The sequence below is a fragment of the Streptomyces sp. NPDC006711 genome (assembly GCF_042869775.1).
Lineage (GTDB): Bacteria > Actinomycetota > Actinomycetes > Streptomycetales > Streptomycetaceae > Streptomyces.
Genome location: NZ_JBIAGO010000003.1, coordinates 346356 through 366969, shown reverse-complemented (window position 1 = coordinate 366969; position 20614 = coordinate 346356). Strand labels below are relative to the sequence as shown.

19 protein-coding genes are annotated in these 20614 nt (G+C 71.4%); 9 read left to right on the top strand and 10 right to left on the bottom strand.

Features of this window, described 5'->3' with window-relative positions; translation table 11 throughout:
* Positions 1-42: 42 nt before the first annotated feature.
* The gene (locus tag ACFYM2_RS09415) at positions 43-1494 is read right to left on the bottom strand and encodes an amidase (RefSeq protein ID WP_388834715.1); all 1452 of its coding nucleotides are present in this window, start codon (positions 1492-1494) and stop codon (positions 43-45) included.
* A gap of 251 nt (positions 1495-1745) precedes the next feature.
* On the opposite strand from ACFYM2_RS09415, the gene ACFYM2_RS09410 reads away from it, so the two are divergent.
* The gene (locus ACFYM2_RS09410) at positions 1746-2987 is read left to right on the top strand and encodes an MFS transporter (RefSeq protein WP_388459303.1); all 1242 of its coding nucleotides are present in this window, start codon (positions 1746-1748) and stop codon (positions 2985-2987) included.
* 49 nt (positions 2988-3036) lie between these two features.
* On the opposite strand, the gene ACFYM2_RS09405 is transcribed toward ACFYM2_RS09410, so the two are convergent.
* The 3 genes from ACFYM2_RS09405 to ACFYM2_RS09395 all read right to left on the bottom strand — a co-directional run bounded on the left by ACFYM2_RS09405 (position 3037) and on the right by ACFYM2_RS09395 (position 5622).
* Positions 3037-3870, bottom strand: a complete 834-nt coding sequence (locus ACFYM2_RS09405; RefSeq protein WP_388834712.1) for an alpha/beta fold hydrolase — start codon at positions 3868-3870, stop codon at positions 3037-3039.
* A 276-nt stretch (positions 3871-4146) separates the two neighbouring features.
* Positions 4147-4530: a tautomerase family protein gene (locus ACFYM2_RS09400; RefSeq protein WP_359008624.1), complete on the bottom strand. Its 384-nt coding sequence runs from the start codon at positions 4528-4530 to the stop codon at positions 4147-4149.
* 168 nt (positions 4531-4698) lie between these two features.
* Entirely contained in the window at positions 4699-5622 is a 924-nt protein-coding gene (locus tag ACFYM2_RS09395; protein WP_388459300.1) for a glutaminase, read from the bottom strand.
* Positions 5623-6137: 515 nt separating this feature from the next.
* Between ACFYM2_RS09395 and ACFYM2_RS09390 the strand changes: the two genes are divergently transcribed.
* A complete protein-coding gene (locus ACFYM2_RS09390; RefSeq protein ID WP_388834709.1) occupies positions 6138-6341 on the top strand; it encodes a cytochrome P450 in 204 nt (67 codons plus the stop codon).
* Between the two features lie 286 nt (positions 6342-6627).
* Positions 6628-7488, top strand: coding sequence for an RNA polymerase sigma factor SigF (locus ACFYM2_RS09385; protein WP_359008628.1), 861 nt, complete (start codon positions 6628-6630; stop codon positions 7486-7488).
* Between the two features lie 386 nt (positions 7489-7874).
* On the opposite strand, the gene ACFYM2_RS09380 is transcribed toward ACFYM2_RS09385, so the two are convergent.
* The 3 genes from ACFYM2_RS09380 to ACFYM2_RS09370 form a co-directional block, all read right to left on the bottom strand.
* Positions 7875-8255: a peptidase inhibitor family I36 protein gene (locus ACFYM2_RS09380; RefSeq protein WP_359008630.1), complete on the bottom strand. Its 381-nt coding sequence runs from the start codon at positions 8253-8255 to the stop codon at positions 7875-7877.
* 231 nt (positions 8256-8486) lie between these two features.
* Positions 8487-9962, bottom strand: coding sequence for a glycine betaine/L-proline transporter ProP (proP, locus tag ACFYM2_RS09375; protein ID WP_388459298.1), 1476 nt, complete (start codon positions 9960-9962; stop codon positions 8487-8489).
* A gap of 286 nt (positions 9963-10248) precedes the next feature.
* Positions 10249-10422 carry a CsbD family protein gene (locus ACFYM2_RS09370; protein WP_359008634.1) on the bottom strand — a complete coding sequence of 58 codons (174 nt, stop codon included), beginning with the start codon at positions 10420-10422 and terminating at the stop codon, positions 10249-10251.
* Between the two features lie 196 nt (positions 10423-10618).
* Here ACFYM2_RS09370 and ACFYM2_RS09365 point away from each other — a divergent pair, with 196 nt between their 5' ends.
* Positions 10619-11518 carry an aminoglycoside phosphotransferase family protein gene (locus ACFYM2_RS09365; RefSeq protein WP_388834706.1) on the top strand — a complete coding sequence of 300 codons (900 nt, stop codon included), beginning with the start codon at positions 10619-10621 and terminating at the stop codon, positions 11516-11518.
* A 113-nt stretch (positions 11519-11631) separates the two neighbouring features.
* Here ACFYM2_RS09365 and ACFYM2_RS09360 read toward each other — a convergent pair whose 3' ends face one another.
* Complete coding sequence (locus ACFYM2_RS09360) at positions 11632-12954, bottom strand: aldehyde dehydrogenase family protein (protein WP_388459295.1); 1323 nt, start codon at positions 12952-12954, stop codon at positions 11632-11634.
* Positions 12955-13222: 268 nt separating this feature from the next.
* On the opposite strand from ACFYM2_RS09360, the gene ACFYM2_RS09355 reads away from it, so the two are divergent.
* Entirely contained in the window at positions 13223-13486 is a 264-nt protein-coding gene (locus ACFYM2_RS09355) for a DUF5133 domain-containing protein (RefSeq protein WP_359008640.1), read from the top strand.
* 25 nt (positions 13487-13511) lie between these two features.
* On the opposite strand, the gene ACFYM2_RS09350 is transcribed toward ACFYM2_RS09355, so the two are convergent.
* Positions 13512-14528: an AsnC family transcriptional regulator gene (locus ACFYM2_RS09350; protein WP_359008641.1), complete on the bottom strand. Its 1017-nt coding sequence runs from the start codon at positions 14526-14528 to the stop codon at positions 13512-13514.
* Between the two features lie 150 nt (positions 14529-14678).
* Between ACFYM2_RS09350 and ACFYM2_RS09345 the strand changes: the two genes are divergently transcribed.
* Positions 14679-16244 carry an MFS transporter gene (locus ACFYM2_RS09345; protein ID WP_388834702.1) on the top strand — a complete coding sequence of 522 codons (1566 nt, stop codon included), beginning with the start codon at positions 14679-14681 and terminating at the stop codon, positions 16242-16244.
* Positions 16245-16324: 80 nt separating this feature from the next.
* On the opposite strand, the gene ACFYM2_RS09340 is transcribed toward ACFYM2_RS09345, so the two are convergent.
* On the bottom strand, positions 16325-16708 hold the full coding sequence (locus ACFYM2_RS09340) for a hypothetical protein (protein ID WP_388834699.1): 384 nt from the start codon (positions 16706-16708) through the stop codon (positions 16325-16327).
* A gap of 97 nt (positions 16709-16805) precedes the next feature.
* On the opposite strand from ACFYM2_RS09340, the gene ACFYM2_RS09335 reads away from it, so the two are divergent.
* The 3 genes from ACFYM2_RS09335 to ACFYM2_RS09325 all read left to right on the top strand — a co-directional run bounded on the left by ACFYM2_RS09335 (position 16806) and on the right by ACFYM2_RS09325 (position 20166).
* The gene (locus ACFYM2_RS09335) at positions 16806-16985 is read left to right on the top strand and encodes a CsbD family protein (RefSeq protein ID WP_359008661.1); all 180 of its coding nucleotides are present in this window, start codon (positions 16806-16808) and stop codon (positions 16983-16985) included.
* Positions 16986-17198: 213 nt separating this feature from the next.
* Positions 17199-17552, top strand: coding sequence for a VOC family protein (locus tag ACFYM2_RS09330; protein ID WP_350228658.1), 354 nt, complete (start codon positions 17199-17201; stop codon positions 17550-17552).
* A gap of 229 nt (positions 17553-17781) precedes the next feature.
* Positions 17782-20166 (top strand): ATP-binding cassette domain-containing protein, encoded by a 2385-nt coding sequence (locus ACFYM2_RS09325; RefSeq protein ID WP_388834696.1) that lies wholly within the window; start codon positions 17782-17784, stop codon positions 20164-20166.
* Positions 20167-20614: the final 448 nt, after the last annotated feature.

Genomic DNA, 20614 nt, shown 5'->3' with positions numbered 1-20614 from the left:
CCGGACCCCTCAACTCCCCTGCGGGGAAGGTCTGTTGAAGATTCACCTAGGGCCCTGGGCGGGTGCGGTCGCGCCACCGCTCAGGGGCGCCGTGCGCTCCCAGGGGTGCAGCTGCTCCAACTGGGCTGCTACATCCAGGAGTTGGTGCTCGGAGCCGGGCCGCCCCACCAGCTGGACGGAGCCGGGAAGGCCGGTCGGCAGCACACCGAAGGGCACCGCGAGGGCGGGCCGCCCCGACAGGTTCCATGGCGGAGTCATCGGCGAGCACGCGGTGTTGACCAGTGCATTGGCCAGCCAGCCGCGCTCGTGCCAGGCATCGGCCGCGGGGCCCCGACGCGCGAGGGCGGGGGTGATCAGCACGCCGTACCGCGTGAAGAACGGCTCCAGGCGGCGGTTGAGCGCCGCCTTGTGGTCCGACCGCAGCATGCCGAGCCGCGAGGCGAACCGTCCCAGCGCCACGTGGCGCCGGGTGCGGGGTGTCAACAGCCGGGGGTCGAGGCCTTCGGCGTCCTGGGCCGTGCCGCCCGCCCAGTGGGCGAGGACGACCGTGCCGAAGGAGAGCGGATACGGCGGGTGGGCGAGCGTCACCTCGTGCCCCGCCCTGGCCAGCGCCCTGGCCGCCTCGCGTGCGAGCGCGGCGTACCGCGCGCCGACCCGTACGCCGGGAATGGGGCTGCGGATCGAGAACGCGACGGCGAGCCGGGCGGAGGCCGGAGCCCCCTGAGCGACGCCCCCCTCGCCACCACCCCCCGGCCCGGCGCCCCCGGGCGACTGGGCGGTCCGCGTCCCGAAGTCCTCGGCCGCCTCGCCGGCGAGCACGGAGAACATCAGCCGCGCGTCCGCCACCGTCGTCGCCAGCGGGCCGTTCTCCGACATGCCGTACCAGCCGCCGCCGAGCTCGCGCGGGACCCGGCCGCTTCCCGGCTTGAGGCCGACGAGGCCGCAGTGCGCGGCGGGGATGCGCAGGGATCCCATGCCGTCGTTGCCCAGCGCGAGCGGCACGAAGCCGGCGGCGACCGCGGCCGCGCTGCCGCCCGAGGAGCCGCCCGGCGTGCGCGTCAGGTCCCAGGGGTTGCGGGCGATGCCGTGCACGCCGTCCGTGGTGCCGAAGACACACAGCTCCGGCACGTGGGTGAGGCCCACCACCACCGCACCCGCCGCGCGCAGCCGGGCCACCAGGACATGGTCGGCGGCGGCCGGCTCCGTCGACGTGGCCGCCGAACCGTTGCGGGTGCTCTCGCCGCGCACCGGCACGTTGTCCTTGACCGCCACGGGCACGCCTGCCAGCGGCAGTCCGGCGAGATCGGCCCGCGCGCCGACCGCGTCGGCCTCCGCGAGGGCGGCCTCGGCGCGTACCACCCGGAACGCGCCGACCCGGCCGTCCCCTTCGGCGATCCTGGCCAGGTGATCGGCGACCACCTCACGCGGCGAGACCTCCTCGCGGCGCACCGCGTCGGCTATCTCCACAGCGGTGCGGCCTGCCCATGTCGTCACGGAAACTCCTCTGTGTTGGCCGTCGTTGATCGTCACGAAGGCTGAGGAGGCCACTGTGGAGGGCGGCCGTGGAGTCTGTCGACACCATGGTCTTCATCCCGGACGGACCGTCCGGTTTACGCCCGTCGGGCAAGGCGCGCCTGCCCGGTTGTGGCGCCAAGCCCGGCGGTTGTTTGACTCGCCGTCCCGCCGGACGCTTTGATCCCGCTGGTCACCGTGGGTGTGCCACGGGAGCGGCGGAGGGTGTGCGGGTGGACGGGCGACGGTCGTTGGGGCGGCGGTTCGGGTGGCTGTGGGCCGCCTACGGAGTCAGCACGGTCGGCACGATGCTGGCCTTCGACGCGTTCTCGATGATCGCCATCATCGTTCTGCACGCCGGGCCGGCCGCCGTGTCCGCGCTCGCCGCGAGCGGCCTCGCGGTGGGCGCGCTCCTCGCGGTGCCGCTCGGCCCGTGGGTGGAGTTCCGGCGCAAGCGGCCGGTGATGATCGCGGCGGACCTCGTACGGTTCGCGGCGGTGCTCAGCGTGCCCGCCGCGTTCGCGCTCGGACGGCTCGGCTTCGCCCAGCTCGTGATCGTCTCGGTCGTGGTCAGCGCGGCCGACATCGCCTTCCGGGCCGCGAGCGGCGCGTGCCTGAAGGCGCTTCTGCCGCCCGACGACCTGCTCGTCGCCAACGGCAGGTTCGAATCCACCATGTGGACCGCCACCATGGCCGGGCCCCCGCTCGGAGGCCTCGCGGTCGCGCTGTTCGGGCCGATGACCACCGTGACGGCCGACGCGGTCAGCTATCTGCTCTCCGCGTCCGGGATCCGGGCGATGGGCCGCGACGAGGCACGGCCCGCCCGCGCCGGCGCCCGGATCAGGCCCGGCGACCTGCTCGATGGCTGGCGGCACATCCTGCGCCACCCGACGCTGCGTCCGCTGTTCTTCAACACCCTCGTGGTCAACGCTCTGATCATGGCGATCATGCCGCCGCTCGCCTCGCTCATGCTCGGCCCGCTCGGCTTCCCGCTCTGGCAGTACGGTCTGGCCTTCGGCGCGCCCTGCGTGGGCGGCCTCATCGGCGCCCGGCTCGCGCGCCGGCTCGTGGCGCGCTTCGGGCAGCACCGGGTCATGACGACCAGCGGGGTGCTGCGCGCCTGTTGGGTCCTCGGCCTGGTGCTGGTGCGGCCCGGCGCCGTCGGGCTCGTACTCGTGGCCGGCGTCGAACTCGGCCTGATCACCTCCTGCGGCGTCTTCAACCCGGTGTTCTCCACCTACCGGCTCGAACAGACCGGCACGGACGTGGTGGCCCGCACCCTGTCCGCGTGGACGGTCACCGGCAAGGCGACCACCGCGGGCCTGACCGCGCTGTGGGGCGTGCTGGCGGGACTGGCCGGGCCGCGCACCGCGATCGCCGTCGCCGGAGTCCTCATGCTGGCCACGCCGTTCCTGCTGCCCCGGCGCGCGTCCGTACCGACGCGGGAGCCGGCCGCGGCACCGAGCGGCGTCTGAGGACCGGGGCGGGCCCGCGCCGGACCCGCCTGAGGCCCGGCGCGGGACGTCAGCCGGCCGCGATGAACTCCCTTAGATCGGCGTTGAGTTGGTCGGCGTGCGTGACGTACAGGCCGTGGCCAGCGTTCTCGTACACCCTGAAGGTGCTGTCGGGGATCAGGCCGGCGACGCGGCGTCCGGTGAGGGCGATGGGAGCGGAGGCGTCCTGGTCGCCGTGGATCACGAGGGTGGGCACGTCGATCTTCCGCGCCTCGGCCGCCATGTCCAGGGTGACGAAGTTGGCCAGGACGGCGGTCGCGGCGCGCGCGGTGGCGCCGTGACAGTCCCGGATGACCTTTTCCACGTACGCGTCCGAGACGTCGTTGCCGGGCAGCCCGAGGGCGAAGTAGCCGGCGGCGCCCGATGCGAAGAACGCGGCGCGGTCCTTGCGGAACGTCTCGTTCAGTGCCTCGATCGTCCCGGCGGGCAGCCCGTCGGGATTCTCGGCGCACCGCACGATGCCGGGCGCCATCCCGCCGACCAGGGCGAGCCGCGCCACCCGCCCGCTGCCGTGCCGGGTGAGGAGGCGTACCGCCTCGGCCGCGCCGAGCGAGTGGCCGATCAGGGTGACGTCGCGCAGGTCGAGGTGGTCGAGGAGCGCGCCGAGGTCGTCGGCGAGCGTGTCGAGGTCGTAGCCGCCCCACACGTCCTGCGACATGCCGTGACCGCGACGGTCGAGCCCCACGCAGCGGTACCCCTCGGCCGCGAGCGGCAGCATCTGGAACTCCCACATCTCGGTGCCGAAGTAGGCGCTGTTGACGAAGACCAGCGTGGGCCCGTCGCCCGGCCCGTAGTCGATGAAGTGGAGCCGGGTCTCGTCGGTGGGCGTGGTGAAGTACGGCATGGAAGCCTCCCCGTTCGGTGCCGCGATCCGCCGGTGCGGCGGGGCGTGCGCCCACTGTGGCCCGGGGTGGGGTCGGAGCGCGATTACGTCGGAGGTAAGGGCCAGACACCCCTAGGGGGTGTCTGGTGGACCATGGCCGGGGGCGCGGCGTCTGGCACGGCACCTCGCGGCGTTGCCGAATCGCCCCGATAGCTCCGCTATCGAGACGCTCCGGCGCCTTGCGATGCACCGCACCAGACGCCGCGCCCTGACCGACCCTGATCCACCAGACACCCCCTAGGGGCAGTACTGGGCCAGTCCGTTGCCGAGTGACCAGTCGATGGACTCGTTCTCGGTGAGCGTGACGAAGACGTTGCGCGGCTCCGTCCCCGCGTACGCGTGCGCGAGCTCCGCGATGCGGCGGTAGAGCGCCCGCTTCTGTTCGGCCGTCCGGCCTCGGCGCAGGGTGATCGCCACGTACACGATGCCGGAGTCGCGCCGGACGCCGAGATAGTCGTCGTAGCGCAGTGTGCCGCGGGTTCCGTCGTGGGCGGTCAGTACCTGGAACCGGTCGTCGGGCGGAATGCCGATCGTCTCGGTCAGGGCGTCGTGCACGGCGCGGCCCAGCGCGTCGAGGCGGGCGTGGTCGGCGCAGAGCGCGTCGATGCGGACGAATGGCATGAGGGCTCCCTTGGGGTCCGGGACCGGATGGGATCGGTCGGGGGCGGGTCGTGCGGAGTGTACATACTAGTAGGTACAGTCGGGGCGCGTGAGCGAGGAGGGAGCGCGCGTCACCGGTACGGGCGGGTTCGGGTGGGAGAAGGTGGGGTGGCGGAGCCTCGGGTGGCGTCAGAACACGGACAGGCCCGTGAGCGTGGTGAAGCGGTCCAGGGCCGCCACGCCGGCCACCGAGTTGCCGCGTTCGTCCAGGCCGGGGCTCCACACGCACACCGTGCAGCGGCCGGGGACCACCGCGATGATGCCGCCGCCCACGCCGCTCTTGCCCGGCAGGCCCACGCGGTGCGCGAAGTCGCCCGCCGCGTCGTAGGTGCCGCAGGTCAGCATGACCGCGTTGACCTGCTTGGCGCGGCTGCGGGTGAGCAGGTGCGAGCCGTCGGCCCGTATCCCGTGGCGGGCCAGGAATCCGGCGGCCCGCGCCAGGTCGGCGCAGGACGCCTCAAGGGCGCACTGACGGATGTACTGGTCGAGCAGGGCGGGGACGGGGGTGGTGATGTTGCCGTACGACGCCATGAAATGGGCGAGCGCCGCGTTGCGGTCGCTGTGGGCGGCCTCGGACGCGGCGACCTCCTCGTCGAAGGTGAGCGCGGCGTTGCCGGACTCGGCCCGCAGGAAGGCGCGCAGCGTCTCGGCGGCGTCCCCGGTCAGCCGCTGGAGGCGGTCGGTCACGACGAGAGCGCCCGCGTTGATGAAGGGGTTGCGCGGGATGCCGTCCTCGTACTCCAGCTGCACCAGGGAGTTGAACGGGTTGCCCGAAGGCTCGCGACCGACGTGTTCCCACAGCTCGTCGCCCTCGAGGGACAGGCACAGCGCGAGAGTGAACACCTTGGTGATGGACTGCGTGGAGAAGGGGTGCTGCCAGTCGCCCACTCCGTACACCGTGCCGTCCAGCTCGGCGACGGCCATGCCGAAGCGGTGGGGGTCGGCCGAGGCGAGGACGGGGATGTAGTCGGCCGGACGGCCCCGGCCCGGCGTGGCCGCGATCTCGGCGGCGATGCGGTCCAGGACCGGCTGGAAGGACGAGGACACGCTCAACTTGCTCTGCTCCGGCTGCTTACTCTGCTGCGACCACACCACCCTACGGCAGCTACCAGGGGCCGACGCACAGGCGGGCGAACGGGGCGCGCGGGGGCGCGGGGCACGCCGTGACCGCGCGCGTCGCGGCCGGGTGTTCGCCCGCGATCGGGTGCCTGTCGTGCCCGGCCGGTGGGGAGGGAGCCGTTAGCTTGGGCCCACCAGCCTCATCCCGGGAGTTCCGTTGCCCGCAACCACGCTGCCGCTCAACCCCGTCTCCGGCCCCCGCGGCCTGCCGCCGCTGGGCAACCTCCTCGCCTTCGGCAAGGACCCCCTCGGGTTCCTGACGGCAAGGGCGGCGACTGGCGGCGCAAACGCTCCCTGGTCCAGCCCACCGTCCGGCCGCGCCAGGTCCGCGCGTACGCCGATGCCATGGTCGACTGCGCGGGCGCGGCCGTCGACGGCTGGCGCGACGGGCAGCGCGTAGACGTCCGGAGTTCCGCCCGCAACGCTGGGACGCCGACGCCCCGGACGCCGTGCCCGACCACGCCTGGTTTCCCTTCGGTGGTGGTCCGCGTACGTGTCTGGGCGCACGCTTCGCGCAGGTCGAGGCCGCTCTCGTACTCGCCACCCTCGCCCAGCGTCTCCGTCTGGAGTTGCCACAAGCCGAGGTAACACCCCGCGTCGGCCTGCTGCTGCAACCCGTTACGCCCCTGCTCGCGACCGTGCGGGCCAGGTAGTCCGCGCGGCGGCGAGGCGCGGGTGAGGTGGCGTCAGGTGACCCCGCCGACGCGCTGAAAGCGAGCGACAGTTCGGGCCATGTGGGGCAAGGAACCGTGCGTTTCGGCCAAGTTCGGACCCGTAGGAGCTCCAGAACAATTGGTTGCACCACGCGTGCGCATGAAACGGAGCGGTCGGGGCAGACGCCTGCTTCGACAGTTCGGTGATGGTGACGAGGGAGGAACCCCCATGGCGGCGGCGCAGGTGACGAGACCGGAGCGGACGGACCGGGCGGACCGGACGGACATGTCTACGGTTTCACCCACGCAACGCGGCGTGGAGGAGCTGCCGCACATCGAAGACGCGGCGAAGGTCGCTCCCCAGGACGCGCGCAAGTTGTCGAAGCTGTTCTTCGACCGGCTCCAGGTGCTCGAAGAGGGCACCCCGGAGTACCAGTACGCGCGCAACACGCTGATCGAGATGAACCTGTCCCTGGTCCGCTTCGCGGCCGGCCGGTTCCGCAATCGCGGCACCGGTGACATGGAGGACGTGGTCCAGGTCGGCACGATCGGTCTGATCAAGGCGATCGACCGGTTCGAGCTGTCGCGCGAGGTGGAGTTCTCCTCCTTCGCCGTGCCCTACATCATCGGTGAGATCAAGCGGTTCTTCCGTGACACCACTTGGGCGGTGCACGTCCCGCGCCGCCTTCAGGAGCTGCGGGTCGAGATCGCCAAGGGCAAGGAACACCTGGCGCTCCAGCTGGACCGGGACCCGACGGTGAAGGAACTCGCCGCGCACCTGAAGCTGAGCGAGGAAGACGTCATAGAGGGGCTTGTGGCCGCCAACGGTTACACCGCCGGCTCCCTCGACATGTCACCCGACGGGGAGGACGGCGGCCAGACCCCCACCGTCAAGGGCCGCACCCTCGCCGACTGCATCGGCGCCGACGACCCCGGCATGGAGAAGGTCGAGGACCTGCACGCGCTCGCCCCCTTGATGAAGGCGCTGAGCGAGCGGGAACGACGGATCGTCGACATGCGCTTCGGCCAGGAGATGACCCAGGCCGAGATCGGCCAGGCGCTCGGGGTCTCGCAGATGCAGGTCTCACGTCTGCTGTCGCGCATCCTGACCAAGCTGCGCGCCGGGATGGTCGACGCCGGAGCGTGAACGCGCGACGCCTTCCGCGTCGAGACGCATTGAGGCGGCACAGTTGAGGGGGCCACCCGGAAACGGGTGGCCCCCTCAACTGTGCTCTACCTTTCTGGCTACGGGTTGACCGCAGCATTAGACCGCAGCATTAGGGAGTCGCGCCGTCCAGCGACGGCGCGACTCCGGCGTTACGTCGTGGGCTGCTGCGGCAATTTCGAGAGTCCGACCACTGTGCGGGCCAACTGCGCCATCTGCGGCGGCAGATGGCTGTCCAGCGAGCCGACGCCGCCGCTCAGCTTCGCCTTCAGCCCGTGCAGGCACGTCCGCCCCGGGCGTCTCCTTGATCATCGGATCCGCCGTCTATCGGACACTCCCCGTCGGTGCGGGCGGTGCCACGGGGTGGCTCAGGTGGTGAGGATGGCGCCGGCGTACGGGGTGATGTTGGCGGCCTGTCCTCCCAGGCTCAGGACCAGGGCGGGACTGCTGGGGTTGAGCAGGCAGGGGGCGTCGAGCCAGAGGGTGGTCTCGGTGCGGGTCGTGTTGTCCACGATGGACCGGGCGTGGAAGGGCGTGTTGGTGTTGTCGTAGAGGAGTTTGGTGCACTCCAGAAGGGCGGAGGCCCGCAGAATGCGGGTGCCGGTGAAGTTGGTCTGGTCCCACAGACAGACGAAGCCGGAGGGACAGGTGGAGTCGGCGGTCTTCTGGGGTGCTGCCTGGGCGGGCCCGGCCACCGCGGCGGCCGCTATGAGCCCGCAGGCGGTCAGAGCGGCTATTCGCTTTCGCACGAGGTACCTCCGTGAGTCGAGTCTGGGAAACCCGGGGGTGAGGTGACGCCGTCGAGTACCGACGCCGTTGTGCGTGGAGCCCGGGCAACATAGACCCGGTCCCTGAGCGGTGGCAAGGCCCGAAGAAAGTGCCCGCTGCGTTCACGCCAGCCGGGGCGTATGCGGTCCGCTGGGGGCCCAGCGCAGGCGCACTTCCTTGGCTTCTCCATGGGGAAGCCGCCTGTGTCGGCGTCAGCCGCGCTGCGCCGCCACGAGTTCGGCGGCCTCCTCGTCGGTGGCCACCGACGGCGGGGAACCTTCGAGGGGCTTGCGCGCCGTCTCCGTCATGACGATCGCGGCCACGAGGCCGATCGCGGCGGCCAGCATCGTGTAGAAGGCGGGCATCAGGTCGTTGCCGGTGGCGCCGATCAGTCCCTGGATCACCAGAGGCGTCGTACCGCCGAACAGGGACACCGAGATGTTGAAGCCGATGGAGAGCGATCCGTAGCGGGCCTCGGTGGGAAAGAGCGCGGGCAGCGCCGAGGACATGGTGCCCATGTAGCAGACCAGGGCGAGGCCGAGCACCAGCAGACCGGTGAAGACCGCGACCATGCTGCCCTGCTTGATCAGCAGGAAGCTCGGGACCGCGAGCACGATGAAGGCGAGCGAGCCGCCGATGAGGACCGGCCGCCGGCCGACCCGGTCGGAGAGCCGCCCCACCGAGTTGATGAGCGCCATCAGCACGATCATCACGGCCACGATGGCCATCAGGCCGCCGGTCTCGTTGAACCCCATCGTCGAGAGGTACGTCGGCATGTACGAGAGCAGCATGTAATCGGTGATGTTGAAGGCGGCGACCAGCGCCAGGCACAGCAGCATCGCCTTGCCGTTGCCGAACAGGATCTGCTTGAGCGGAGTCTTCTCACGCTCGGCGGCGGGGGAGCCCGCCTCCTCCAGCTTCTTGAAGGCCGGCGACTCATCCAGCTTCAGCCGCAGATAGAGCCCGACGAGCCCGAGCGGCCCGGCCACCAGGAACGGGACGCGCCAGCCCCACTGGAGCATCGCGTCGTCGCTGAGCACCACGGTGAGAACGGTCACCAGGGAAGCGGCCACCGTGTAACCGATCAGTGTGCCGAACTCCAGGAAGGACCCCCAGAACCCGCGGCGCTTGTCGGGGGCGTACTCCGCGATGAACGTGGCGGCGCCGCCGTACTCGCCGCCGGTCGAGAAACCCTGGACCATGCGGCAGAGGATGAGCAGCACGGGTGCCCAGAGACCGATGGTGGCGTAACTGGGGATCAGGCCGATGGACAGGGTCGCCGCCGCCATCATGATCATGGTCAGCGCGAGGATCTTCTTGCGGCCGACGCGGTCGCCGAGCGGCCCGAAGAACATGCCGCCCAGCGGCCGGACCAGGAACGCGGCAGCGAAGGTCGCCAGCGACGCGATGACCTGCATGGTGTCGCCGGCACCGGAGAAGAAGACTTTGCCGATGATCACGGCGAGGTAGGAGTAGACGCCGAAGTCGAACCACTCCATGGCATTGCCGAGCGCCGTGGCCTTGACCGCGCGCTTGACGGCGGCCTCGTCCGTGACGGTGATGTCGGAGCGGCGCAGGGCGGGGTTGCGCCTGCGGTGGATCGCCCGGAACAGCGGACGGTGCCGGGCGACTGCCTCCGGCTCAGGCTGATGATCCTCGGTGCTCAGCACGCGGCGTCTCTCATTCATTGGCAGGACAGAAAATGTCGAAAGGGCAAAGGGGAAATAGGAAAGGGGTCAGCGGCGCGAAACAACGGCCGAGGCGCGAGGACCCGCGGCGGGGTCGCGGCACATGGCGTGGACGTGGCGCGCTCAACTGGGCGGCAATTCCGGCGCAGTTGAACGCGGTGGGCCATATTCGCCCGGTCGACTCGCGCGGTCCGGGAAGTCGGCGAGCGTGGCGCGAATTCTCCCGCGCCACGCTCGCCGCCGTATTCCGGCGCGTGCCCCGACGCCGTGCGTCCGAGGCCGCCGATCAGTCCTTGAAGGCGTCCTTCGCCTTTTCCTTGGCCTGGCGGGCGTCGCCCTTGACCTGGTCGGCGCGGCCTTCCGCGGTACGGCTGTCATCGCCCGTCACGCGGCCCACCGCCTCCTTGGCCTTGCCCTTGACCTGCTCGGTCTTCGCCTTGGCCTTCTCGTCACTCGACATGGAATGACCTCCACATGCGTTCGTCAGCGTTGTCCGACACCGATACGCCTGGCCCATCGGGCGGATCTTAAACAAGGAAATCGCGTAAAGAGGCCGTGTCCCATCGGCCTGTTCCCACCCCTGACAGGCGCGCCCGGCGTGAACCCGGGGGAAACTCGTTTGACGCGCGCGGTTGTTCGCCGTGGGATGGCGACCCATGAGCGCAGAGCGAACACGACCGGATCAACACCGCCTCGACACCGCTCACGTGAGGGAGTTGGTGGCCGGACAGTTCCCGCGGTGGGCGGGGCTGGGCGTGGAGCGCTTCGCTTCCGGTGGCACCGTCAACGCCATGTACCGGCTGGGCGACGACATGGTCGTACGGCTGCCGCTGGTGCCGGGCGGCGTGGGCGATGTGCTGATGGAACAGGAGTGGCTGCCCCGGCTCGCGCCGCTGCTGCCCGTTCCCGTTCCGGACGTCCTCGGACGCGGGGAGCCCACCTCGGCGTATCCGTGGCCGTGGTCGGTGTACCGGTGGCGGGAGGGGCAGAACCCCGAGGCCGGGGCGCTGGACGATCCCGTCGCGCTGGCCGGGGACCTGGCGCGGTTCGTGGCGGCGATGCGGCGCGTCATGTTGCCGGGTGCGCCCGCCGCCCACCGGGGCGGACCGCTCGCCTCGCTCGACGACGCGACCCGTAGGGCCATCGGCGAACTGAGGGGCATCCCGCAGGAGGGCATCGACTGCGACGCGGTGGAAGCCGTGTGGCGGTCCGCTTTGCGGGCCGCGCCCTGGGACGGTCCCCCGGTGTGGCTGCACGCCGACCTCATGCCGGGCAACCTCCTGGTGGACGGCGGCCGGCTCGTCTCGGTGATCGACTTCGGGTGCGCGGGCGCGGGCGATCCCGCCTGTGATCTGTTCCCCGCCTGGAACCTGCTCCCCGCCGAGGGGCGCGAAATCTTCCGGGACGCGCTCGCGGTGGACGACGCGATGTGGGACCGGGGCCGGGCGCGGACGCTCTCCCAGGCCGTCATCGCGCTGCCGTACTACCGGGAGACGAATCCGGCGATGGCCCGCAATGCCCGGCATGTGATCCGCGAAGTGCTCGCGGACCGGTGACGCGCTCTGACTCCACGTCACCTCGCATGCGTGCGCCGGGAGTTGAGGCGTCCCGGGCAGATCACCGACTGCCCGGGACGTTCATGGCGCACGGCGCCGGTGGACTTTCGCGATCAGCCGAGCGGCTTCTCCAGGACGGACTTGCGGTGGCTGAACGTCTCGATCGAGTAGCGGCCGTGGTAGCTGCCCATGCCGCTCTCGCCGACCCCGCCGAACGGCAGGTCGGAGACGGTGAGATGGGCGAGCGGCAGCCCGAACCCGAGGCCTCCGGAGGACGTTTCGGCGGCCAGGCGCTCCCGGGTGGTGTCGGACTCGGTGAAGGCGTACAGGGCGAGCGGCTTGTCGCGGTCGTTGATGAAGGCGATGGCCTCGTCCAGGTCCGCCACCGTGACGATGGGCAGGATCGGACCGAAGATCTCCTCCCGCATGACCGGCGACGCGGGGTCGACATCGGCCAGAACGGTCGGCGCGATGTACTTGGCGGCCCGGTCGGTGGCACCCCCCGTCACGGTGCGGCCGGAGTCGAGCAGCGCGCTCAGGCGGTCGAAGTGGCGCTCGTTGATGATCCGTCCGAACGCGTCGGATGCCTTGGGTTCGGCGCCGAAGAGCGCTTCGACGGCCCGGACGAACTCGGACTCCAGGGCGCGGGCGGTCTCCGGGTCCGTCAGGACGTAGTCGGGCGCCACGCACGTCTGGCCCGCGTTGAGGAACTTGCCGCGCACGAGCCGGTCGGCGACGACGGTGAGGTCGGCGCCTCGGTCGACGAACGCCGGTGACTTGCCGCCCAGTTCGAGGGTGACCGGCGTCAGGTGTTCGGCGGCGGCACGCATCACGATGCGGCCGACCGCTCCGTTGCCGGTGTAGAAGATGTGGTCGAAGCGCTCCGCGAGCAGGGCGGTGGTCTCGGGTATGGCGCCCTCGACGACGGCCACGGCCGACGTGTCGAGGTAGCGCGGCAGCAGCCGGGCGATCGCGGCGGACGTGGCGGGCGCCAGTTCACTGGGCTTGACGACGACCGCGTTGCCGGAGGCCAGCGCGCCGAGCATCGGGGTGAGCAGGAGCTGCACCGGGTAGTTCCAGGGGGCGATGACGAGGACGACGCCCAGCGCGTCGAACCGCGTCCAGGCCCTCGCGTCCTCACCGAGGTGGCTGGGTACGGGGGCCGGCTCCGGGCGCAGCCAGGCGTCCAGGCGCTCCAGGGTGTGGTCGATCTCGCGGATGGTGAAGTCGACCTCGGTGCGGAACGCCTCGGTGGTGCTCTTGCCCAGATCCGTGTGCAGCGCCTCGGCGAGGTCGCCGCCGTGCTCGGTGAGCAGCTGGCGCAGCCGGCGCAACTGCGTGACCCGCCACTCGACGGGCTGGGTGCGGCCGGAGCGGAAGGTGGCGCGCAGCCGGGCCACGGTCTCGGCGGGCTGCTCGGGTGTGCGGTCGTTCACGGTGCCTCGCTGAATCAGTGCCGACCTGGACCGGCGGGGGCCGGCAGATCGAGCCGAATTAGGTCGATGCATATACCAACCGTTGAAGGGTGCCATTAATTTCCCCCGGGGTCACAACGTGCTCCGCGTCGCGCTCTCGTCACACACGGTCATGCTCCGGGGTGCGGATGGGGGCCGTCCGGGGCACGATGAAAGGCACCCTCGGGGGCGGCCCTTCCTTCGCGTGCTTCTTTCGTCCGCGCTTCTTTCGTCCTTCATCCGTCGTCCGATGCCGGAGTCGATGATGCTGTCGCCCCACAGGTACGTCGTCCATGAACTCCTGGCCCTCCTGCGCAGCCGCGAACGCCGCGCCGCCCGGGCGCCGCAGGACGTGGGCGCGCGGCAGGCGCGGGACGACGCGGCGTACACGCTGTGCGTCCTGATGGGGGAGCGGTCGCTCGCGGCCGCGGTGCGGGCGGCCGAACGCCATCTCGCGCACGGCCGGTACGTGAAGGTGACGACCGTGCCGGCGGCGCAGGACCCGGCGCCCTGACGCGGGCCGCCTATGCGCGGGCCGCTTACGCGCGGGCCGGCAGATAGGGGCCGGGGCCCTTGAGGGTGCGGTGGATGGGAACCGTCGCCGTGTGGCGAAGGCCCGGCAGGGTGGCGACCGACTCGGTGAGGTAGCGGTAGAAGAGCTGGGCGCTGGTGACGTCGGTGCTGGCGTACAGGTTGCACGTGCCGGTCACGGCGGCGGCGAAGGACACCTCGGGATGCGCGGCGATCGCGGCCCCCGCCTCGGCCAGCCGGGACGGGTCGATCTCCAGCCAGAGCGCGGCCCGGAAGTTCCGTTGCAGGACGTCCGGGTGGTACTCCACGTCGAAGTAGAGCACCCCGGCCGTCCGCAGCTCGCTGATCCGGCGGCGCACGGTCGATTGGGACAGGCCGGTCGCGGCGGCCAGTTCCGCCGGGGCCGCGCGCCCGTCGCGGGCCAGCAGATCGAGCAGCCGGCGGTCTCCGTCGTCGAGCGTCACCACGGCGTCGGCGGCGTCCCGTCGCGGCGCGGGCGGCGGGGTGAGGGCGGCGACCTGGGCGGGCGTGAGGGGGCCGCGCTTGTTGATGGTGCTGAGATCCTGCCCGAAGTAGACGTGCAGCAGGCAGTGCGCCGACACGTCCAGCACCTGGGGGGTGCGCGGCAGCTTCTGGAGGAGCAGGGACTCCTCGATGCCCGGGCCGCGCGTGCGCACCGAGCAGGAGATCTCGGTGCCGCCCGAACTGAGGCTGACCCAGCTGGTGTCCACGCGCCGGGCCATCGCCTCCCCGATGGACGCGGCCGCGTCCGGCGTGCACCGTACGCGTACGACCCAGGGCGAGTCGCCGAGCCGCTGCGGGTCGGTCAGGCCGAGCACCCGCAGCTTTCCCGCCGAGCGCAGGCGCGACCAGCGGCGCGCGGCGGTCTGGTCGGAGATGCCGAGGGCGTCGGCGATCTCACGGAACGAGGCCCTGCCGTTGATCTGCAAGGCGTGTGCCAGCGCCAGATCCTCCTGTGACAGCTCACGGTCCGCACGGCTGAGGGTGTCGAGATACGTCTTCACACGCTCCATCATGTCGGATTCACGCAGCTGGTGGCAGCTGGCGCAGGAAATCGCGTGCACGCCCTCGACACTCGTCCACGGGGAACACGGCGCGGCCGCACGCGCCCAGTCGGTTCCCGTCACACGCTCAAACCGATCGGAGAACCTGACATGCGCAAGTGGTGGCCCCTTACGGCGGTCTGCCTTGGCGCCTTCATCCTGCTGGTGGACGTGACCATCGTGAACGTGGCACTGCCCAGCATGGCTGACGACCTCGACGCCTCCTTCGCCTCGCTGCAATGGGTGATCGACGGATACGCCCTGGCCCTCGCCGCCCTGCTCCTCGCCTCCGGTTCCCTCGCGGACCGGTTCGGCCACCGGCGGTTCTACGTCTACGGCCTGGCCCTGTTCGCCGTGGCCTCCCTCCTGTGCGGCCTCGCCCCCAACGCCGGCGTGCTGATCGCGGCCCGCGTGGTGCAGGGCGTCGGAGGCGCCGCGATGTTCGCCACGGCGCCCGCGCTGCTGCTCACCTCGTACCAGGGCAGGGACCGGGGCACCGCGTTCGGCGTGTGGGGCGCGGCCAACGGAGCCGCCGCCGCGGCGGGACCGCTGCTCGGCGGGCTGCTCACCGAACATCTCAGCTGGCCCACCATCTTCTATGTCAACCTGCCCATCGCCGCCGTCGCCATCGTCATGACGCTCCGCGTGGTGCGCCCCGACGGGGCCCGTACGGCGGAAAAGCCGCGGACCCACGTCGACCTGCCCGGCGCGGCCGCCTTCACCGTGGGCGCGGGCACCCTCACTTACGGGCTCATACGCGGCGGCGAGGAGGGCTGGACCGGGGCCGTGACCCTGGCGACGTTCGCCGTCACCGTCCTGGCACTCGTCGCGTTCGTGGTGATCGAGCACCGCACCGCACGCGGGGGCGGCTCCCCGATGCTGGATCTGGCGCTGCTGCGCCGCCCCTCGTTCGCCGGCCTGATGGGTGGCGCGCTGCTGTTGCAGGGCGGGGCCTTCGGATGCCTGGTGCTGGTCTCCCTGTGGCTCCAGTCCGTGGTGGGCCTCAGCCCCGTCGCGGCGGGCCTCGCCCTGACTCCGCTGGCTGCGGCGTCCTTCGTCGTCGCCGTCTTCGCCGGGCGTCACATGCAGCGGATCGCGCCGAGGTTCCCCATCGGCGGAGGCCTGCTGCTTGTCGCGGCCGGCATGCTGCTGCTGCGGGCCGGCATGACGGCGGACGCGGGCCGGTCCGCCCTCGTGGCGGGGCTCGTGGTCGCCGGTGTCGGGGTGGGTCTCGCCACCCCGGTCCTGGTCTCGGCGGCCGCCTCCACCGTGCCGCCGCAGCGGGCGGGGATGGCGGGCGGTGCGGTCAATACCTTCCGCCAGCTGGGCATGACGCTGGCCATCGCGGTCCTCGGCGCGGTCTTCACCAGCCGTGCGGCCGACACGCTGGCCGCGTCCGGCACCGTTCCGGACGCCGACCGAGGCGCTGCCGCGCTGGCCGGCGGGCAGGCGCAGCGTCTGGTCGAAGCGGCGCCCGGCGCCCACCGGGACGCCGCCCAGCACCTGGTGCACCAGGCCTTCGCCACCGGTCTCGACCGGGTGTTCCTGCTCTCGGCCCTCGCGGCGGCCCTCGGCGGAGTGCTCGTCCTCGCCCTGGTGCGGCCCGCTCGCCAGTCGGGCCCCGGGACGCCGTCGGCGTCGAGCCCTCACCGTGAGCCGGTGTCCTCCGGCGTGTGAACACGCGCGACGGCCTCCCGCACCGGTCACCGGCGCGGGAGGCCGTCGCGCGTCAACTGCCCCGTGGTTCAGCGGGTGTATCAGCGGGTGCGGGGCGCGACGAACACGATGACGGAGGCGACCTGCTCACGCCCGGGGTGGGTGTCCGCGCCGCCGAGTCCGTAGTGGGTCTCGACGCGCTGGACGACGAGGGGATGGCCGGTGACCCACAGAGTGACGTTCTGCCCGAGGGCGGGAATGGGCAACGGCCCCTCGAACATGCCCAGTTCGACCGCCTCGGCGTCGTCCGTCGCGTGGACGAACGTCATGATCTGCCGGGTGCGTGCGAAGTCCTGCTCGGAATCGACCTTCTCGCGGGCGGCGAGGGTCGCGGTGATGGCGTCGGGGAGGCTCATGGAGCCATCCTGCCCCGTCGCCGCGCGCACGATCGCGCCGCCGGGGCGGATGCCGGCGGCGGCCGTCACCCGGTGGGCTCCTCACCGGGCGGATTGGTGGCATTTGTCCTAGGTTGGTGACGTCAGTGATCCCGACCAACAGGAGTTCGCCGTGGGCGAGAGTGGCATGGACAAGGTCAAGGGCAAGGCGAAGGAAATGGCCGGCAAGGCCACCGGTAACGACCGGATGGCGGCCGAGGGCAAGACGGACCAGGCCAAGGGCAAGGCCAAGGGTGCGATGCAGGGCGCCAAGGAGCGCGCTCAAGGCGCGAGGGACTCGCTGAGCGACCGGCGCGACGACGTCTGACCCGCGCCCCGTCGAGCCCCCGGCCCGCAGCGGCCGGGGGCTTCGTCGTGCCCGCCCGGCCTCGGCGGGCCGCCCCGCGCCCCGGGAGGGCGGGCCGCCCCGCGCCCTCCCGTGAACCGATCAGGAATCAAGAAGCGGGCCTCCTGAGCCGTGACTAACGTGGCGGTCACGACACACCGGGGGCCGACGGGACCCACGACATCAGGAGTGACCATGACCAGCTCAGCCACGCGGGGAATCAAGACCGTGCTGCACCCCGTGACCGACCTCGCCGCCGCCAAGGCGGTCTACACCGCGCTGCTCGGCGTCGAGCCGACGAGCGACGCACCGTACTACGTGGGGTACGAGGCCGGGGGCCAGCAGATCGGGCTCGTACCGAACGGCGCGGACCAGGGCATGACCGGCCCGCTGGCGCACTGGCACGTGCCGGACATCGAGGCCAAGCTCGCCGAGGTGACCGCCGCCGGGGCCAAGGTCAAGGACCCCGTCCGCGACGTGGGCGGCGGCCGTCTCGTGGCCACCTTCACCGACCCCGACGGCAACGTCCTCGGCCTGATCCAGGACTGAGGTCGGACCCAGGACTACTGACCGGCGGTGGGCCGGAAGATCGGCCGCACTCCCGGCCGCGAGGCCGGCGCACGGCCCGTCCGTCCGTGGACGCGGGCCGTTGCCGGGTCCGCGCCGAGGACGTACAACCGTATCCACCGCACGCGGACCGGCCGGTCGCGCCGGGCGGCGACACCGGAACGGAGCCCGCGCACGTGGCTTCGCAGAACAGATGGAGAAGACGAGAAGCATGGCCCCCAGGACGAAGCCGCGGTCGTCCGCGCCGCACGCCGCCGACAGCCACGACCTGATCCGCGTGCACGGCGCGCGTGTGAACAACCTCAAGGACATCAGCGTCGAGATCCCCAAGCGCCGCCTCACGGTGTTCACCGGGGTCTCCGGCTCGGGCAAGAGCTCGCTGGTGTTCAACACGATCGCCGCCGAGTCGCAGCGGCTGATCAACGAGACGTACAGCGCGTTCGTGCAGGGCTTCATGCCGACCCTGGCCCGGCCCGAGGCCGACGTGCTGGACGGCCTGACGACCGTGATCACCGTGGACCAGCAGCGCATGGGTGGCGACCCGCGCTCCACGGTCGGCACCGCCACCGACGTCAACGCCATGCTGCGCATCCTCTTCAGCCGCCTCGGCAAGCCCCACATCGGCTCGCCCAAGGCCTTCTCCTTCAACGTCGCCTCGATCAGCGGGGCCGGCGCGGTCACCGTGCGGCGTGGCGGCCAGGAGGTGAAGGAGCGGCGCGCCTTCAGCGTCACCGGCGGGATGTGCCCGCGCTGCGAGGGCCGGGGTTCGGTCACCGACATCGATCTGACGCAGCTCTACGACGACACCAAGTCGCTGAGCGGCGGCGCCTTCACGATCCCCGGCTACACCGGCGGCGGCTGGAACTCCCGGCTGTACATCGAGTCGGGCTTCTTCGACCCGGACAAGCCGATCCGTGACTTCACCAAGAGGGAGCTGAAGGACCTCCTTCACCGTGAGCCCACCCGCATGAAGATCGCGGGCATCAACATGACGTACGAGGGCCTGATCCCGCGCGTCCAGAAGTCGATGCTGTCCAAGGACACGGACTCGATGCAGCCCCACATCCGGGCGTTCGTCGAGCGGGCGGTCACCTTCACCGTCTGCCCCGAGTGCGACGGCACCCGCCTCAACGAGGGCGCCCGCTCCTCGAAGATCAAGCGGAAGAACATCGCCGACCTGTGCGCCATGGAGATCAGGGACCTGGCCGAGTGGGTCGGAGGGCTCAAGGAGCCGTCGGTGGCTCCGCTGCTCACCGCGCTCCTCGCCACCCTCGACTCCTTCGTGGAGATCGGCCTCGGCTATCTCTCGCTCGACCGCCCGGCGGGCACCCTGTCCGGCGGTGAGGCGCAGCGCGTCAAGATGATCCGGCACCTCGGGTCCTCGCTGACCGATGTCACCTACGTCTTCGACGAACCCACCATCGGCCTCCATCCGCACGACATCCAGCGGATGAACGAACTCCTGCTGCGCCTGCGGGACAAGGGCAACACCGTGCTCGTCGTGGAGCACAAGCCGGAGACGATCGCGATCGCCGACCACGTCGTCGACCTCGGCCCCGGCGCCGGGACCGGCGGCGGCACCGTGTGTTTCGAGGGCACCGTCGAAGAGCTGCGCACCGGCGGCACCATCACCGGCCGCCACTTCGACGACCGGGCAGCGCTCAGGAAAACGGTCCGCGAACCCACCGGCACCCTGGAGATCCGAGGGGCCCGGGCGCACAACCTGCGCGACGTCGACGTGGACATCCCGCTCGGCGTGCTCACCGTCGTCACCGGCGTCGCCGGGTCCGGCAAGAGCTCACTGGTGCACGGATCCATCCCGGCGGGCGAGGGGGTCGTATCGGTGGACCAGAGCCCCATCCGCGGTTCGCGGCGCAGCAACCCGGCGACCTACACCGGCCTGCTCGACCCCATCCGCAAGGCGTTCGCCAAGGCCAACGGCGTGAAGCCGGCGCTGTTCAGCGCCAACTCCGAAGGCGCGTGCCCCACCTGCAACGGCGCGGGCGTCATCTACACCGATCTCGCGATGATGGCGGGGGTCGCCACCACCTGCGAGGAGTGCGAAGGGAAGCGGTTCCAGGCGGCGGTGCTCGACTACCACCTCGGGGGCCGCGACATCAGTGAGGTGCTGGCGATGTCGGTGACCGAGGCGGAGGAGTTCTTCGCGTCCGGCGCCGCCGCCACCCCGGCCGCGCACCGCGTCCTCACCCGGCTCGCCGACGTCGGGCTCGGCTATCTCAGCCTCGGCCAGCCACTCACCACCCTGTCCGGTGGCGAGCGCCAGCGGCTCAAGCTCGCCACCCACATGGGTGACAAGGGAGGTGTGTACGTTCTCGACGAGCCGACGGCGGGGCTCCACCTGGCGGATGTCGCGCAGCTGCTCGGCCTGCTCGACCGGCTCGTGGACTCCGGCAAGTCGGTCATCGTCGTCGAGCACCACCAGGCGGTCATGGCCCACGCCGACTGGATCATCGACCTCGGGCCTGGCGCGGGCCACGACGGCGGCACCGTCGTCTTCGAGGGCACACCACGCGATCTCGTCGCCGCGCGCTCCACCCTGACGGGCGAACACCTGGCGGCCTACGTGGGCCATTGACGACCACCCCTCGGGAAGCCCTCGGGGCGCCCCATGACACGCACCGCGACCCGCCCCCGGCCACCCACAAGGTGTCTCGGTCGGGGACGGGTCGCGATGGTGCGAACCGAACGGGAGCGGCGCCCAACTCCCGTGAAGGAAAAGGCGGTTACGCCGCCTCGTCGCGCCGCTCGACCACGAGGAACGCGTCGCTGTCCAGGTCCATCACGACCGTGGCAGCCCGGCCACGCCTCCTGAGCTGAGCCGCCAACTCCTCAGCCGGCCATGACCCACGCGGTCCACCAGCGGGAAAACGCCCAAGTACCGACATTGAAGCAGCCTCCCTCGAAACCTCGCCCGCCCTGCGTGCGGAACTCCTAGCGGTATCCGTCCGCCTGCCCCGGAAGGGCCCAGTCATGCACGGGGGTTCGCCGAGACCGAGGAAGAAGTACGCGGCTGCTCCGTTCGG

Bases quoted from the DNA above. Each gene is read 5' to 3' on its own strand.
- ACFYM2_RS09370 (WP_359008634.1), bottom strand. From the start codon at position 10,422: ATGTCGAGTGACGAGAAGGCCAAGGCGAAGACCGAGCAGGTCAAGGGC.
- proP (WP_388459298.1), bottom strand. From the start codon at position 9,962: ATGAATGAGAGACGCCGCGTGCTGAGCACCGAGGATCATCAGCCTGAG.
- ACFYM2_RS09405 (WP_388834712.1), bottom strand. From the start codon at position 3,870: ATGCCGTACTTCACCACGCCCACCGACGAGACCCGGCTCCACTTCATC.
- ACFYM2_RS09325 (WP_388834696.1), top strand. From the start codon at position 17,782: ATGGCCCCCAGGACGAAGCCGCGGTCGTCCGCGCCGCACGCCGCCGAC.
- ACFYM2_RS09355 (WP_359008640.1), top strand. From the start codon at position 13,223: ATGCCGGAGTCGATGATGCTGTCGCCCCACAGGTACGTCGTCCATGAA.
- ACFYM2_RS09365 (WP_388834706.1), top strand. From the start codon at position 10,619: ATGAGCGCAGAGCGAACACGACCGGATCAACACCGCCTCGACACCGCT.
- ACFYM2_RS09335 (WP_359008661.1), top strand. From the start codon at position 16,806: ATGGACAAGGTCAAGGGCAAGGCGAAGGAAATGGCCGGCAAGGCCACC.
- ACFYM2_RS09345 (WP_388834702.1), top strand. From the start codon at position 14,679: ATGCGCAAGTGGTGGCCCCTTACGGCGGTCTGCCTTGGCGCCTTCATC.
- ACFYM2_RS09400 (WP_359008624.1), bottom strand. From the start codon at position 4,530: ATGCCATTCGTCCGCATCGACGCGCTCTGCGCCGACCACGCCCGCCTC.
- ACFYM2_RS09330 (WP_350228658.1), top strand. From the start codon at position 17,199: ATGACCAGCTCAGCCACGCGGGGAATCAAGACCGTGCTGCACCCCGTG.
- ACFYM2_RS09385 (WP_359008628.1), top strand. From the start codon at position 6,628: ATGTCTACGGTTTCACCCACGCAACGCGGCGTGGAGGAGCTGCCGCAC.